The sequence below is a fragment of the Pseudomonas sp. FW507-12TSA genome (genome assembly GCF_058781435.1).
Genome location: NZ_JBYSWT010000056.1, coordinates 1 through 15,622 on the forward strand (window position 1 = coordinate 1; position 15,622 = coordinate 15,622).

A 15,622-nucleotide genomic window follows, 5' to 3' on the forward strand; every position below is an offset into this window, starting at 1 on the left:
GCCGAACCGAAAACTTCGGAGCAAACGCGAGTCAGAGCAGCGGTCAGAGTGGTTTTACCGTGGTCAACGTGACCGATGGTGCCAACGTTGACGTGCGGTTTGTTACGTTCAAATTTTTCTTTAGCCACGACTATTAACTCCTAGCCTAAAGGGGAGGCTGAATCAGCCTTGTTTTTTAACGAGAGCTTCGACGATGTTCGACGGAGCTTCGGCGTATTTGGAGAATTCCATGGAGTAGCTCGCGCGACCCTGAGACATGGAACGAACGTCGGTTGCGTAACCGAACATCTCACCCAGCGGCACTTCGGCACGGATAACCTTGCCGGACACCGAGTCATCCATACCCTGGATCAGACCACGACGACGGTTCAGGTCACCCATCACGTCACCCATGTAGTCCTCTGGGGTTACTACTTCAACCTTCATGATCGGCTCAAGCACAACACCGCCGCCCTTCTGGGCCAGCTGCTTGGTCGCCATGGAGGCCGCTACCTTGAACGCCATCTCGTTGGAGTCGACGTCGTGGTAGGAACCATCAAACACGGTAGCCTTCAGGCCGATCAGCGGATAGCCGGCAACGACGCCGTTCTTCATCTGCTCTTCGATACCCTTCTGGATAGCCGGGATGTATTCCTTAGGAACCACACCACCAACGACTTCGTTGGTGAAGACCAGACCCTCGGTAATGTTGCCGTTCGCATCGACGTCCGGCTCCGAGAAACGGATCCAGCAATGACCGAACTGACCGCGACCGCCAGACTGGCGAACGAACTTGCCTTCGATCTCAACGTTGCTCTTGCTGATCTTCTCGCGGTACGAAACCTGCGGCTTGCCGATGTTGGCTTCGACGTTGAACTCGCGCTTCATGCGGTCAACGAGGATGTCCAGGTGCAGCTCGCCCATACCAGAGATGATGGTCTGACCGGTCTCTTCGTCGGTCTTGACACGGAACGACGGGTCTTCCTGAGCCAACTTGCCCAATGCGATACCCATCTTCTCCTGGTCCTGCTTGGTTTTCGGCTCTACCGCTACCGAAATCACAGGCTCAGGGAAATCCATACGCTCAAGGATGATCTGCTTCTCGATATCGCACAGGGTGTCACCAGTGGTGACGTCCTTCATGCCGATCAGAGCAGCGATATCGCCTGCACGTACTTCCTTGATCTCTTCACGCTGGTTGGCGTGCATTTGCACCATACGACCAACGCGCTCTTTCTTGCCCTTGACCGAGTTGATCACGGAGTCGCCCGAGCTCAGGAAGCCCGAGTAAACACGCACGAAAGTCAGAGTACCAACGAACGGGTCGGTAGCGATCTTGAACGCCAGAGCCGAGAACGGTTCAGCATCGTCCGCATGACGCTCGTCGTAATCCGCTTCTACCAGCTCATCCTTCGGCTTCTCGATGAGGTCCGGATGGATACCCTTGATCGCAGGGATCTCGGTTGGAGCAGGCAGGAAGTCGATAACGGCATCGAGAACCAGGGGAACACCCTTGTTCTTGAACGAAGAACCGCAGACAGCTGGAACGATCTCGCTAGCCAGGGTGCGCGCACGCAGACCAGCCTTGATCTCCTCAGGAGTCAAGTCACCTTCTTCAAGGTACTTGTTCATCAGCTCTTCGTTGGCTTCGGCAGCAGCTTCAACCATGTTGGAGCGCCACTCGTTAGCCAGGTCCAGCATATCGGCAGGAATTTCTTCCTCGCGATAGGTAGTACCCTTGTCGTCGTCGTTCCAGTAGATAGCCTTCATCTTGATCAGGTCGACCTGACCCTGGAAGTTATCTTCCGAGCCGATAGCCAACTGAACCGGAACCGGAGTGTGGCCCAGACGGTTCTTGATCTGACCAACAACACGCAGGAAGTTGGCACCAGCACGGTCCATCTTGTTCACGTAAACAACACGTGGGACGCCGTACTTGTTGGCTTGACGCCATACGGTTTCGGACTGCGGCTCAACACCGGAAGTACCGCAGAACACCACGACCGCGCCGTCAAGCACACGCAGAGAACGCTCTACTTCAATGGTGAAGTCTACGTGGCCAGGGGTATCGATAACGTTTACACGATAGTTATCGTATTGACCGCGCGAACCTTTCCAGAAGGTAGTTACAGCAGCGGAGGTAATGGTAATCCCACGCTCCTGCTCCTGAACCATCCAGTCGGTGGTAGCAGCGCCGTCATGCACCTCACCCATCTTGTGGCTGAGACCTGTGTAGAACAGGATCCGCTCGGTAGTGGTAGTCTTGCCCGCGTCAACGTGGGCACAGATACCGATGTTACGGTAGCGGTTGATTGCTGTAGTACGAGCCATAAAGCCCTCGCAAATTGAATGATGCCGATATTAGAAGCGGTAGTGCGAGAAAGCCTTGTTGGCTTCAGCCATACGGTGTACGTCTTCACGCTTCTTAACTGCAGCACCTTTGCCTTCGGCAGCGTCCAGCAGTTCGCCAGCCAAACGCAGAGCCATAGACTTCTCGCCGCGCTTGCGCGCGAAGTCTACCAACCAGCGCATTGCCAGAGCATTACGACGGGACGGACGAACTTCGACCGGAACCTGGTAAGTAGCACCGCCTACACGGCGCGACTTCACTTCGACCAGCGGAGCGATGGCGTCGAGAGCTTTCTCGAAGATTTCCAGGGGATCGCTGTTCTTGCGTTCTTTAACTTTTTCCAGCGCGCCATAAACGATACGCTCGGCAACGGCTTTCTTGCCGCTCTCCATAACGTGGTTCATGAACTTGGCGAGGATCTGGCTTCCGTATTTTGGATCGTCCAGAATCTCACGCTTGGCTGCTACGCGACGTCTTGGCATTGATAAGCCCTCAAACGGTCTTCAGGTTAGCTCGGGACAGTTGATCCAGAAGGAAACGTGCCCGACCTTACTCTTATCGACTCAATATAAATAAAATCTGCAAAACGACCGATTACTTCGGACGTTTGGTACCGTACTTCGAACGACCTTGGTTACGACCTTTAACGCCGGAAGTATCCAGGGAGCCGCGAACGGTGTGGTAACGAACACCTGGCAAGTCTTTTACACGGCCGCCACGGATCAGGACGACGCTGTGCTCTTGCAGGTTGTGGCCTTCACCACCGATGTACGAGGAAACCTCGAAACCGTTGGTCAGACGCACACGGCATACTTTACGCAGTGCCGAGTTAGGTTTTTTCGGCGTAGTGGTGTACACGCGAGTGCACACGCCACGACGTTGCGGGCAGTTCTGCAGCGCAGGCACGTCGGATTTCTCGACGATACGCTTGCGCGGCTGACGTACCAGCTGGTTGATAGTTGCCATCTACTAGCTCCACTGTTGTCTTTCGACATAAACAAAATGGCAAAGCACACGCTCTACCAATTTTAGGGGTACAAGAGTCTAAAGAGGATCTTGGCCCCAGTCAAGACAAGGCCCCGACCTCCCCGATCAGTGAAACTCGACATATTTGTCTCGTTTCTCAATCGAAAAGGTCGGGGCCTCGATCTCAATCTACTGCAGGCATCAGCTACCGCTGGAGTTCAGCGCTTCGGTCAGTGCTGCTTCGACTTCACTTGCGCTCACACGCAGAGGTTTGTCGGCATCACGACGACGCTTACGCTCGTTGTGGTAAGCCAGGCCAGTACCAGCCGGGATCAGACGACCCACGACCACGTTTTCTTTCAGGCCGCGTAGGTAGTCGCGCTTGCCGGTTACCGCCGCTTCGGTCAGTACGCGAGTGGTCTCTTGGAAAGAGGCCGCCGAGATGAACGATTCGGTAGACAAGGACGCCTTGGTGATACCCAGCAGTACGCGGGTGAACTTGGCGATGAACTTGTCTTCGGAGCTCAGGCGCTCGTTTTCCACCAGCACGTGAGTCAGTTCCATCTGGTCGCCCTTGATGAAGCTGGAATCACCGGACTCGGAGATCTCGACCTTACGCAGCATCTGACGCAGGATCGTCTCGATGTGCTTGTCGTTGATCTTCACGCCCTGCAGACGGTAAACGTCCTGGATCTCGTTGACGATGTACTTGGCCAGCGCACTTACACCCAGCAGACGCAGGATGTCGTGTGGGTCGCTCGGACCGTCGGAGATAACTTCGCCGCGGTTCACTTGTTCGCCTTCGAAGACGTTCAGGTGACGCCACTTCGGAATCAGTTCCTCGTACGGATCGCTACCATCGTTCGGGGTGATGACCAGGCGACGCTTGCCCTTGGTTTCCTTACCGAACGCGATGGTACCGCTGACTTCCGCCAAGATCGACGCCTCTTTCGGACGACGAGCCTCGAACAAGTCGGCAACGCGCGGCAGACCACCGGTGATGTCACGGGTCTTCGAGGTTTCCTGCGGAATACGAGCGATAACATCACCGATCGCAATCTGGGCACCGTCGGCAACACCAACCAGGGCGTTAGCCGGCAGGAAGTACTGGGCCGGTACGTCGGTACCTGGCAGCAGCAGATCCTTGCCATCCATACCCACCATCTTCACGGCAGGACGAATGTCTTTACCGGCAGCTGGACGGTCTTTGACATCGAGCACTTCGATGTTGGTCATACCGGTCAATTCGTCGGTCTGACGCTTGATCGTGATGCCTTCTTCCATGCCCACGTAGGTCACGGTACCTTTCATTTCGGTAACGATCGGGTGGGTATGCGGGTCCCACTTGGCCACGATGGCACCAGCGTCGACCTTGTCGCCTTCCTTCACCGAAATCACGGCACCGTAAGGCAGCTTGTAGCGCTCGCGCTCGCGACCGAAGTCGTCGGCAATAGCCAACTCACCAGAACGAGACACAGCAACCAGGTGACCGTCGACACGCTCTACGTGCTTCAGGTTATGCAGGCGCACGGTACCGCCGTTCTTCACCTGGACGCTGTCGGCTGCCGAGGTCCGGCTCGCCGCACCACCGATGTGGAACGTACGCATGGTCAACTGGGTACCCGGCTCACCGATGGACTGAGCGGCAATTACACCTACAGCCTCACCAATGTTCACCTGGTGACCACGAGCCAGATCGCGGCCGTAGCACTTGGCGCAGATGCCATAGCGGGTTTCACAGCTGATCGGCGAACGCACAACCACTTCGTCGATGCTGTTGAGCTCGATGAACTCAACCCACTTCTCGTCTACCAAGGTACCGGCAGGAACGATAACGTCCTCGGTGCCTGGCTTGAATACATCACGGGCGATAACACGACCCAATACGCGCTCACCCAGAGGCTCTACTACGTCACCGCCTTCAATGTGCGGAGTCATCAGCAGGCCGTGCTCGGTACCGCAATCGATCTCGGTAACCACCAGGTCTTGCGCCACGTCTACCAGACGACGAGTCAGGTAACCGGAGTTCGCAGTCTTCAATGCGGTATCCGCCAGACCTTTACGAGCACCGTGGGTCGAGATGAAGTACTGGAGTACGCTCAGACCTTCACGGAAGTTCGCAGTAATCGGCGTCTCGATGATGGAGCCGTCCGGCTTGGCCATCAGACCACGCATACCAGCCAGCTGACGGATCTGAGCCGCGGAACCCCGCGCACCCGAGTCGGCCATCATGTACATCGAGTTGAACGACTCTTGCTCGACTTCATCGCCATTACGGTCGACGACCTTCTCTTTCGAGAGGTTGGCCATCATCGCCTTGGAAACTTCGTCGTTGGCCTTCGACCACAGGTCGATCACCTTGTTGTACTTCTCACCCTGGGTTACCAGGCCGGAGGCGTACTGGCTCTCGATCTCTTTCACTTCGTCGGTGGCAGCACCGATGATGCGGGCTTTTTCATCCGGGATAACGAAGTCGTTAACACCGATGGAAACGCCGGAAATGGTCGAGTAGGCAAAACCGGTGTACATCAACTGGTCAGCGAAGATAACGGTCTCTTTCAGACCGACCACGCGGTAGCACTGGTTGATCAGCTTGGAAATCGCCTTCTTCTTCATCGGCAGGTTGACGACGTCGAACGACAGACCCTTCGGCACAACCTGGAACAGCAGCGCACGGCCGACAGTGGTGTCGACGATACGGGTGGCGCTCACGCTGCCGCCATCACGATCATTGACGGTTTCGCTGATACGAACCTTGATCTTGGCATGCAGAGCAGCTTCGCCGGCGCGGAATACGCGGTCGACTTCCTGCAGGTCCGCGAACACACGACCTTCGCCCTTGGCGTTGATCGCTTCACGGGTCATGTAATACAGACCCAGTACCACGTCCTGCGACGGAACGATGATCGGCTCACCGTTGGCTGGCGACAGGATGTTGTTGGTCGACATCATCAACGCACGCGCTTCCAGCTGGGCTTCCAGCGTCAGCGGTACGTGCACGGCCATTTGGTCACCGTCGAAGTCGGCGTTGTACGCCGCACAAACCAGAGGGTGCAGCTGGATAGCCTTACCTTCGATCAGTACGGGCTCAAACGCCTGGATACCCAGACGGTGAAGGGTCGGTGCACGGTTGAGCAGTACGGGGTGTTCGCGAATCACTTCGGCGAGAACGTCCCAAACCTCTGGCAGCTCACGCTCGACCATCTTCTTGGCGGCCTTGATGGTGGTCGCCAGACCACGCATTTCCAGCTTGCCGAAAATGAACGGCTTGAACAGCTCGAGAGCCATCTTCTTCGGCAGACCGCACTGGTGCAGACGCAGGGTCGGACCTACGGTAATTACCGAACGGCCGGAGTAGTCAACACGCTTACCGAGCAAGTTCTGACGGAAACGACCTTGCTTACCCTTGATCATGTCGGCCAGGGATTTCAGAGGACGCTTGTTCGAACCGGTGATGGCGCGACCGCGACGACCGTTGTCGAGCAGTGCATCGACCGCTTCCTGCAGCATGCGCTTTTCGTTGCGCACGATGATGTCAGGCGCAGACAGATCCAGCAGGCGCTTCAGACGGTTGTTACGGTTGATCACTCGACGATACAGATCGTTGAGGTCGGAAGTCGCGAAGCGACCGCCATCCAGCGGAACCAGTGGACGCAGATCTGGCGGCAGAACCGGCAGAACGGTCAGCACCATCCACTCAGGCAGGTTGCCGGAGCCCTGGAAGGCTTCCATCAACTTCAGGCGCTTGGACAGCTTCTTGATCTTGGTTTCCGAGTTGGTTTGCGGAATCTCTTCACGCAGGCGGCCGATCTCGTGCTCCAGGTCGATAGCGTGCAGCAGTTCGCGGACAGCTTCGGCACCCATGCGGGCATCGAAGTCATCACCGAACTCTTCCAACGCTTCGAAGTACTGCTCGTCGTTCAGCAGCTGGCCCTTCTCCAGGGTGGTCATGCCCGGATCGATAACGACGTAGCTCTCGAAGTAGAGCACGCGCTCGATATCACGCAGGGTCATGTCCATCAGCAAGCCGATACGGGACGGCAGCGATTTCAGGAACCAGATGTGGGCGACTGGAGAGGCCAGTTCGATGTGCGCCATGCGCTCACGACGAACCTTGGCCAGCGCGACTTCAACGCCGCACTTCTCGCAGATCACACCACGATGCTTCAAGCGCTTGTACTTACCGCACAGGCACTCGTAATCCTTCACTGGACCAAAGATCTTGGCGCAGAACAGGCCGTCGCGCTCAGGTTTGAACGTACGATAGTTGATGGTTTCCGGCTTTTTAACTTCACCGAACGACCACGAACGGATCATCTCAGGCGAGGCCAATCCAATACGGATGGCGTCGAACTCTTCGACTTGACCCTGGTTTTTCAGCAAATTCAGTAGGTCTTTCAAGGCCTTTCCTCCTGGCGGAGCAGGAAGCGGGCAATACCTGCCCCACTCCCCTTCGCGTCACGTGTTATTCGGTTTCCAGATCGATATCGATGCCGAGGGAACGAATTTCCTTGATCAACACGTTGAAGGACTCGGGCATGCCCGGCTCCATACGGTGATCGCCATCCACGATGTTCTTGTACATCTTGGTACGGCCGTTCACGTCGTCCGACTTCACTGTGAGCATTTCTTGCAGAGTGTACGCAGCACCGTATGCTTCCAGTGCCCAGACCTCCATCTCCCCGAAACGCTGACCACCGAACTGTGCCTTACCACCCAGCGGCTGCTGGGTAACAAGGCTGTACGAACCAGTAGAACGAGCGTGCATCTTGTCGTCTACCAGGTGGTTCAGTTTCAGCATGTACATGTAGCCAACGGTAACTGGACGCTCGAACTTGTTGCCGGTACGGCCGTCAGTCAGTTGCATCTGGCCGCTTTCTGGCAGGTCCGCCAGTTTCAGCATGGCCTTGATTTCGCTTTCCTTGGCACCGTCGAACACCGGAGTGGCCATCGGCACACCGCCGCGCAGGTTGTTCGCCAGGTCCAGGATCTCCTGGTCGGAGAAGCTGTCCAGGTCTTCGTTGCGACCACCGATCTGGTTGTAGATCTCGTCCAGGAAAGTACGCAGTTCTGCGACCTTGCGCTGTTCTTCGACCATGCGGTTGATCTTCTCGCCCAGACCTTTGGCCGCCAGGCCAAGGTGAGTTTCGAGAATCTGACCAACGTTCATACGCGAAGGTACGCCCAGAGGGTTCAGTACGACATCGACCGGAGTACCGTTGGCGTCGTGCGGCATGTCTTCGACCGGCATGATCACGGAGACCACACCCTTGTTACCGTGGCGACCGGCCATCTTGTCACCAGGCTGGATACGACGACGGATTGCCAGGTAGACCTTGACGATTTTCAGCACGCCCGGAGCCAGGTCATCGCCTTGCTGCAGCTTGCGCTTCTTGTCTTCGAACTTGTCGTCCAGCAGGCGACGGCGATCGACGATGTAGGCCTGGGCCTTCTCGAGCTGCTCGTTCAGAGCATCTTCCGCCATACGCAGCTTGAACCACTGGCCGCGCTCAAGACCATCGAGCACTTCGTCAGTGATGTCCTGGCCCTTCTTCAGGCCTGCGCCACCTTCGGCCTTATGGCCGACCAGGGCTGCACGCAAACGCTCGAAGGTCGCGCCTTCTACGATGCGGAACTCTTCGTTCAGATCCTTGCGGATCTCGTCCAGCTGGCTCTTCTCGATCGACAGGGCGCGCGAGTCACGCTCGACGCCGTCACGAGTGAAGACCTGAACGTCGATGACAGTACCTTTGGTACCGGTAGGTACGCGCAGGGAGGTGTCTTTAACGTCGCTGGCCTTTTCACCGAAGATCGCACGCAGCAGCTTCTCTTCCGGAGTCAGCTGGGTCTCGCCTTTTGGAGTGACCTTACCAACCAGGATGTCGCCGGCGCCGACTTCAGCACCTACATAAACGATACCGGCCTCGTCCAGCTTGTTCAGCGCAGCTTCACCCACGTTCGGGATGTCTGCGGTGATTTCCTCTGGGCCAAGCTTGGTGTCACGCGCCACGCAGGTCAGTTCCTGGATGTGGATCGTGGTAAAGCGGTCTTCTTGAACCACGCGCTCGGAGAGGCAGATGGAGTCTTCGAAGTTGAAGCCGTTCCATGCCATGAACGCGATGCGCATGTTCTGACCCAGCGCCAGCTCACCCATGTCGGTGGACGGACCGTCAGCCATGATGTCGCCACGCTGGACCTTGTCACCCTTGCTCACCAGCGGACGCTGGTTGATGCAGGTGTTCTGGTTCGAGCGGGTGTACTTGGTGAGGTTGTAGATATCCACACCTGCTTCACCGGTTTCCACCTCGTCATCAGCTACGCGAACGACGATACGGCTGGCATCAACCGAGTCGATCACGCCACCGCGGCGAGCAACCACGCAAACGCCGGAGTCACGGGCAACGTTGCGCTCCATGCCGGTACCTACCAGCGGCTTGTCGGCACGCAGGGTTGGCACAGCCTGACGCTGCATGTTGGAACCCATCAATGCACGGTTGGCGTCGTCGTGCTCGAGGAACGGAATCAGCGATGCTGCGACCGAAACTACCTGCTTAGGCGAAACGTCCATCAGGGTGACGTCTTCCGGCGCCTTGACGGTGAATTCGTTCAGGTGACGAACAGCTACCAACTCATCGATCAGCTGGCCTTTTTCGTTCATGGTCGCCGAAGCCTGGGCGATCACATGATCGGCCTCTTCAATGGCGGACAGGAACACGATCTCGTCGGTTACCAGGCCTTCCTTCACCACACGGTATGGGCTTTCCAGGAAGCCGTACTGGTTGGTGCGGGCATAGGCTGCCAGGGAGTTGATCAGACCGATATTCGGACCTTCAGGCGTTTCGATCGGGCATACACGACCGTAGTGGGTCGGGTGTACGTCACGGACTTCGAAGCCTGCACGCTCGCGGGTCAGACCGCCTGGGCCGAGCGCAGAAACACGGCGCTTGTGGGTGATCTCCGACAGCGGGTTGTTCTGGTCCATGAACTGCGACAGCTGGCTGGAACCGAAGAACTCCTTCACAGCCGCAGCCACAGGCTTGGCATTGATCAGGTCCTGCGGCATCAGGCCTTCGCTTTCAGCCATCGACAGACGTTCCTTGACCGCGCGCTCAACACGCACCAGGCCTACGCGGAACTGGTTCTCGGCCATCTCGCCTACGCAACGCACACGACGGTTACCCAGGTGGTCGATGTCGTCGACGATGCCTTTACCGTTACGGATGTCGACCAGGGTCTTCAGGACAGCAACGATGTCTTCCTTGCACAGCACGCCCGAACCTTCGATTTCGGTACGACCGATACGACGGTTGAACTTCATCCGGCCAACGGCGGAGAGGTCATAGCGCTCTGGGCTGAAGAACAGGTTGTTGAACAGAGTCTCGGCGGCGTCCTTGGTCGGCGGCTCACCAGGACGCATCATGCGATAGATCTCGACCAGTGCTTCCAGTTGGTTGCCGGTGGAGTCGATCTTCAACGTGTCGGAAATGAACGGACCACAGTCGATATCGTTGGTGTACAGGGTCTCGATGCGAACGACCTGAGCCTTGGCGATCTTTGCCAGCAGCTCGGTGTTCAGTTCGGTGTTGCACTCTGCCAGGATCTCGCCGGTTGCCGGATGCACGATGGCCTTGGCGGTGGTACGGCCCAGGACGTAGTCCAGAGGCACGTCGAGTTCCTTGATACCGGCTTTTTCCAGCTGGTTGATATGACGAGCGGTGATACGACGACCTTGCTCGACAATAACCTTGCCTTTGTCGTCCTGGATGTCCAGAACCGCTACTTCACCACGCAGGCGCTGAGGCACCAGCTCCAGGCTCAGGCTCTCGCCTTTCACGTGGAATACGTTGGTGGTGTAGAACGCGTCCAGCACTTCTTCAGTGGTGTAGCCGAGCGCACGCAGCAGTACCGACGCAGGCAGCTTGCGACGACGGTCGATACGTACGAACACGCAGTCTTTAGGGTCGAACTCGAAGTCCAACCATGAACCGCGGTAAGGAATGATTCGCGCGGAGTACAGCAGTTTACCGGAGCTGTGCGTCTTGCCACGGTCGTGGTCGAAGAACACGCCAGGGGAACGGTGCAACTGGGAAACGATTACACGCTCGGTACCGTTGATAACGAAGGTACCGTTCTCAGTCATCAGGGGAATTTCACCCATGTAGACTTCTTGCTCTTTGATGTCCTTGATCGCTTTGTTCGACGATTCTTTGTCGAAAATGATCAGACGAACTTTTACCCGCAAAGGTACGGCGTAAGTTACACCACGCAACACGCATTCTTTGACATCAAATGCCGGTTCACCCAGACGATAACCGACATACTCCAACGCAGCATTGCCGGAGTAGCTGATGATCGGGAAAACGGATTTGAAGGCCGCATGCAGGCCCACGTCGCGGAACTGATCTTTAGTCGCTCCCGCTTGCAAGAATTCACGATACGAATCCAGCTGGATGGCCAGGAGGTAAGGCACATCCATGACGTCCGGCAACTTGCTAAAGTCCTTGCGGATACGTTTTTTCTCAGTGTATGAGTAAGCCATCAGCGTTCCCCAGCTTGGTCACCTGCTTATTCGGCTGCCCCCGACGGAGGCAGCCAGAAAATCGTGCAAACCCTTTGGTTTGCGCCACCGCACAGGGTGGGTTACAGCACGTTAAAGGCACCGACCCAGTCGGTAGCCAATAACGGAAAAAGGCCGGTGGCAAAAGCCACCAGCCATCAGCCGTTCGCTCAACGCTCGGGCTGGAGACACAAAGTCGATGCTTACTTGAGCTCGACTTTAGCGCCTGCTTCTTCCAGAGCTGCTTTGGCTTTGTCAGCGGCTTCTTTAGCAACGCCTTCCAGAACCATGCCAGGAGCGCCGTCAACTACAGCCTTGGCTTCTTTCAGGCCCAGACCGGTCAGTTCACGTACAGCCTTGATCACGTTCACTTTCTTATCGCCAGCGTCAGCCAGGATAACGTTGAACTCGGTTTGCTCTTCAACAACAGCAGCGGCAGCAGCTGGGCCAGCAGCGGCAACAGCAGCGGTAACGCCGAAGGTTTCTTCCATCGCTTTGATCAGCTCAACAACTTCCAGAACGGTTTTCTGGCCGATTGCTTCGATGATTTGCTCGTTAGTCAGAGACATGACTATAGATTCCTGTATTGGGGTGACAGCCTACGCAGCTATCAAATTAAACGTATGATTTAGAAAGAGCTTGCGGAGCCTTAGGCTGCAGCAGCTTCTTTCTGGTCGCGAATAGCCGCCAGAGTACGAGCCAGCTTGCTGGTAGCGCCTTGGATCACGCTCATCAGCTTCGCAATAGCCTCGTCGCGAGTTGGCAGCGAAGCCAACACGTCGATCTCGTTTGCTGCGAGGTACTTGCCCTCGAACGCAGCTGCCTTGATCTCGAACTTTTCCTGACCCTTTGCGAACTCTTTGAAAATACGAGCAGCAGCGCCCGGATGTTCCTTAGAGAATGCAATCAGGGTAGGGCCGACGAACGCGTCGTTGAGCACGTCATATTGAGTGCCTTCAACAGCGCGCTTCAGCAGGGTGTTACGTACAACGCGTACATAAACACCAGCTTCGCGGGCCTCTTTACGGAGTCCGGTCATAGCGCCTACTGTCACACCACGGGCATCAGCCACAACAGCGGACAGGGCAACTTTGGCAGCCTCGTTGACTTCAGCGACGATGGCCTTCTTGTCTTCGAGTTTAATTGCCACGGGTTTAACTCCTGCTTGTTACCGTTTCATCCAACCTGGGTTGGATGTCGTTTTGGTGTCTGATTCGGTAAGGAACCGGGAGCACCATCTGCGTAGGCTTGTGGTTTAAGACTTACGTCGCCTACGGTCTTGGATAGCCCCCGCCAGGCAGGGACCCCAATTTTTTCAACTGACGCAATCGCTCGCGCCAGTTCGTGTTTTATACGTCCAGCGAGCTTTGGTCGATGACCAGGCCTGGGCCCATAGTGGTGCTCAGGGTAACGCGCTTCACGTAGATACCTTTCGAAGAAGCCGGCTTGATACGCTTCAGGTCAGCGATCAGAGCTTCAACGTTCTCCTTCAGCTTGACGGCATCGAAGCCGACCTTGCCAACGGAGGTGTGGATAATGCCGTTCTTGTCGGTACGATAGCGAACCTGACCGGCCTTGGCGTTTTTAACAGCCGAAGCGACGTCTGGAGTCACGGTACCTACTTTCGGGTTAGGCATCAGACCACGAGGACCCAGAACCTGACCCAGCTGACCCACAACGCGCATCGCGTCCGGAGAAGCGATAACCACGTCGTAGTTCAGGTCGCCGCCTTTCATTTCGGCAGCCAGCTCATCCATACCTACGCGGTCAGCACCGGCAGCCAGAGCTGCTTCAGCAGCTGGGCCCTGGGTAAACACAGCAACACGAACGGTCTTGCCAGTGCCGTGTGGCAGCACAGTAGCGCTGCGGACAACCTGGTCAGACTTACGTGGGTCTACGCCCAGGTTCACAGCTACGTCTACGGACTCGTTGAACTTAACGGTCGACAGTTCGGTCAGGAGAGCGGCGGCATCTACGAAATTGTAGGCTTTGCCTGCTTCAATCTTGCCGGCGATAGCCTTTTGGCGCTTGGTCAGCTTAGCCATTACACACCCTCCACGTTAAGGCCCATGCTACGAGCAGAACCGGCGATAGTACGCACGGCTGCATCCATATCAGCTGCGGTCAGATCAGCGTTTTTAGTTTTCGCGATCTCTTCCAGCTGAGCACGGGTAACAGTGCCAACCTTAACGGTGTTCGGACGAGCGGAACCGCTAGTCAAACCAGCAGCCTTCTTCAGCAGAACCGAAGCGGGGGTGCTCTTGGTTTCGAAAGTGAAGCTACGGTCACTGTAGACAGTGATGATCACTGGAGTCGGCAGGCCTGGCTCAAGACCCTGAGTACGGGCGTTGAAGGCCTTGCAGAATTCCATGATGTTCACGCCGTGCTGACCCAGAGCTGGACCAACGGGCGGGCTTGGGTTGGCCTGAGCGGCCTTAACTTGCAGCTTGATGTAAGCAGTAATCTTCTTAGCCATGAGGCACTCCAATTACGGGTTCAGACGCCTAAAAAGGCTCCCCGGTTACTTGCGCGTTTATCCCAGTGACGACAAAACCCCACAGCCTAGGGCTGCGGGGTATGGGATTCTCGTTCAGTTATGCCTTTTCGACCTGACTGAACTCCAACTCTACCGGAGTAGAGCGACCGAAAATGAGCACGGCCACTTGGATCCGGCTCTTTTCGTAGTTAACCTCTTCGACCGTGCCATTGAAATCAGCGAACGGACCGTCAGTAACCCGGACCACCTCACCTGGCTCAAACAGGGTCTTAGGCTTGGGCTTGTCGCTACCATCAGCGACACGACGCAGAATTGCTTCTGCTTCCTTATCAGTGATCGGCGCCGGCTTGTCAGCGGTACCACCAATAAAGCCCATTACACGAGGAGTATCCTTGACCAAGTGCCAAGTACCCTCATTCATATCCATCTGGACAAGCACATAACCAGGGAAGAATTTACGCTCACTCTTGCGCTTCTGGCCGTTGCGCATCTCAACCACTTCTTCAGTGGGGACCAGAATTTCGCCGAAGCCATCTTCCATGCCAGCCAGCTTCACACGCTCGATCAGCGAGCGCATTACATGCTTCTCGTAACCCGAGTAAGCATGCACAACGTACCAACGCTTAGCCACGGGACACCCTTAGCCAACAATCAAGGAAACGATCCAACCCAGCAGGGAGTCAAGCCCCCACAACAGCAACGCCATAACCAAAACTACAGCCACGACAATCAGCGTGGTCTGAGTGGTTTCTTGACGGGTTGGCCATACGACTTTACGAATCTCAGTGCGAGCTTCTTTAACCAGGACAAAGAACGACTTGCCTTTTGCAGTCTGCAGACCCACAAAAGCAGCGACAGCAGCAATAACAAGTAGCGCCAGGACGCGGTACAGGATCGGTAGGCCAGAATAATACTGATTACCAACAACACCAACGACCACCAAAGCGACAACAACGAGCCACTTCAGCAGATCGAAGCGAGAACCTTGAGCTTCAGCCTTAGGAGTCATCTATGAAGATCCTGTGAAAAGAAAGCCAGACACATTGAGTGAATCTGGCAGGTCAGGAGGGAATCGAACCCCCAACCTACGGTTTTGGAGACCGTCGCTCTGCCAATTGAGCTACTGACCTAAAACAAAATCAGGCCGACCATTATATCGGCCTGACGGGGACTTTGCAAGAAATTACTCGATGACCTTGGCTACGACGCCAGCGCCGACGGTACGACCGCCTTCACGGATAGCGAAACGCAGACCATCTTCCATCGCGATGGT

General features: G+C 56.2%; 13 protein-coding genes and 1 tRNA gene. All 14 read right to left on the reverse strand.

Features of this window, described 5'->3' with window-relative positions; all coding sequences use genetic code 11:
- Positions 1 to 128, reverse strand: a 128-nt coding sequence (locus tag AC3WK8_RS31565) for a GTP-binding protein (protein WP_234461683.1), incomplete at its 3' end; no start/stop codon positions are given.
- A gap of 34 nt (positions 129 to 162) precedes the next feature.
- Positions 163 to 2,310 carry an elongation factor G gene (fusA, locus tag AC3WK8_RS31570; protein WP_053138922.1) on the reverse strand — a complete coding sequence of 716 codons (2,148 nt, stop codon included), beginning with the start codon at positions 2,308 to 2,310 and terminating at the stop codon, positions 163 to 165.
- A 30-nt stretch (positions 2,311 to 2,340) separates the two neighbouring features.
- Entirely contained in the window at positions 2,341 to 2,811 is a 471-nt protein-coding gene (gene rpsG / locus AC3WK8_RS31575) for a 30S ribosomal protein S7 (RefSeq protein WP_007925959.1), read from the reverse strand.
- A 112-nt stretch (positions 2,812 to 2,923) separates the two neighbouring features.
- Complete coding sequence (gene rpsL, locus AC3WK8_RS31580) at positions 2,924 to 3,295, reverse strand: 30S ribosomal protein S12 (RefSeq protein WP_003186084.1); 372 nt, start codon at positions 3,293 to 3,295, stop codon at positions 2,924 to 2,926.
- A 201-nt stretch (positions 3,296 to 3,496) separates the two neighbouring features.
- On the reverse strand, positions 3,497 to 7,696 hold the full coding sequence (rpoC, locus tag AC3WK8_RS31585; protein WP_085596892.1) for a DNA-directed RNA polymerase subunit beta': 4,200 nt from the start codon (positions 7,694 to 7,696) through the stop codon (positions 3,497 to 3,499).
- A 64-nt stretch (positions 7,697 to 7,760) separates the two neighbouring features.
- Positions 7,761 to 11,834, reverse strand: coding sequence for a DNA-directed RNA polymerase subunit beta (gene rpoB / locus AC3WK8_RS31590; RefSeq protein ID WP_053138916.1), 4,074 nt, complete (start codon positions 11,832 to 11,834; stop codon positions 7,761 to 7,763).
- A gap of 221 nt (positions 11,835 to 12,055) precedes the next feature.
- Positions 12,056 to 12,421: a 50S ribosomal protein L7/L12 gene (gene rplL, locus AC3WK8_RS31595; RefSeq protein ID WP_053138913.1), complete on the reverse strand. Its 366-nt coding sequence runs from the start codon at positions 12,419 to 12,421 to the stop codon at positions 12,056 to 12,058.
- Positions 12,422 to 12,501: 80 nt separating this feature from the next.
- The gene (rplJ, locus tag AC3WK8_RS31600; protein ID WP_053138910.1) at positions 12,502 to 13,002 is read right to left on the reverse strand and encodes a 50S ribosomal protein L10; all 501 of its coding nucleotides are present in this window, start codon (positions 13,000 to 13,002) and stop codon (positions 12,502 to 12,504) included.
- Positions 13,003 to 13,201: 199 nt separating this feature from the next.
- A complete protein-coding gene (rplA, locus tag AC3WK8_RS31605) occupies positions 13,202 to 13,897 on the reverse strand; it encodes a 50S ribosomal protein L1 (RefSeq protein WP_053138906.1) in 696 nt (231 codons plus the stop codon).
- Entirely contained in the window at positions 13,897 to 14,328 is a 432-nt protein-coding gene (gene rplK, locus AC3WK8_RS31610) for a 50S ribosomal protein L11 (protein ID WP_003176435.1), read from the reverse strand. Before rplK ends, rplA begins: the two co-directional genes overlap by 1 nt.
- 118 nt (positions 14,329 to 14,446) lie before the next feature.
- The gene (gene nusG / locus AC3WK8_RS31615) at positions 14,447 to 14,980 is read right to left on the reverse strand and encodes a transcription termination/antitermination protein NusG (RefSeq protein WP_002555501.1); all 534 of its coding nucleotides are present in this window, start codon (positions 14,978 to 14,980) and stop codon (positions 14,447 to 14,449) included.
- 9 nt (positions 14,981 to 14,989) lie between these two features.
- Complete coding sequence (gene secE, locus AC3WK8_RS31620; RefSeq protein ID WP_053138903.1) at positions 14,990 to 15,358, reverse strand: preprotein translocase subunit SecE; 369 nt, start codon at positions 15,356 to 15,358, stop codon at positions 14,990 to 14,992.
- Between the two features lie 45 nt (positions 15,359 to 15,403).
- Positions 15,404 to 15,479 (reverse strand) — tRNA-Trp (locus AC3WK8_RS31625).
- A gap of 53 nt (positions 15,480 to 15,532) precedes the next feature.
- A partial coding sequence (locus AC3WK8_RS31630; protein WP_445758192.1) for an EF-Tu C-terminal domain-related protein occupies positions 15,533 to 15,622 on the reverse strand: 90 nt, incomplete at its 5' end.

Coding starts and splice junctions, on each gene's coding strand:
- rplA (WP_053138906.1), bottom strand. CDS start 13,897: ATGGCTAAGCTGACCAAGCGCCAAAAGGCTATCGCCGGCAAGATTGAA.
- rplK (WP_003176435.1), bottom strand. CDS start 14,328: ATGGCTAAGAAGATTACTGCTTACATCAAGCTGCAAGTTAAGGCCGCT.
- rpsG (WP_007925959.1), bottom strand. CDS start 2,811: ATGCCAAGACGTCGCGTAGCAGCCAAGCGTGAGATTCTGGACGATCCA.
- rplL (WP_053138913.1), bottom strand. CDS start 12,421: ATGTCTCTGACTAACGAGCAAATCATCGAAGCAATCGGCCAGAAAACC.
- rpsL (WP_003186084.1), bottom strand. CDS start 3,295: ATGGCAACTATCAACCAGCTGGTACGTCAGCCGCGCAAGCGTATCGTC.
- secE (WP_053138903.1), bottom strand. CDS start 15,358: ATGACTCCTAAGGCTGAAGCTCAAGGTTCTCGCTTCGATCTGCTGAAG.
- fusA (WP_053138922.1), bottom strand. CDS start 2,310: ATGGCTCGTACTACAGCAATCAACCGCTACCGTAACATCGGTATCTGT.
- rpoB (WP_053138916.1), bottom strand. CDS start 11,834: ATGGCTTACTCATACACTGAGAAAAAACGTATCCGCAAGGACTTTAGC.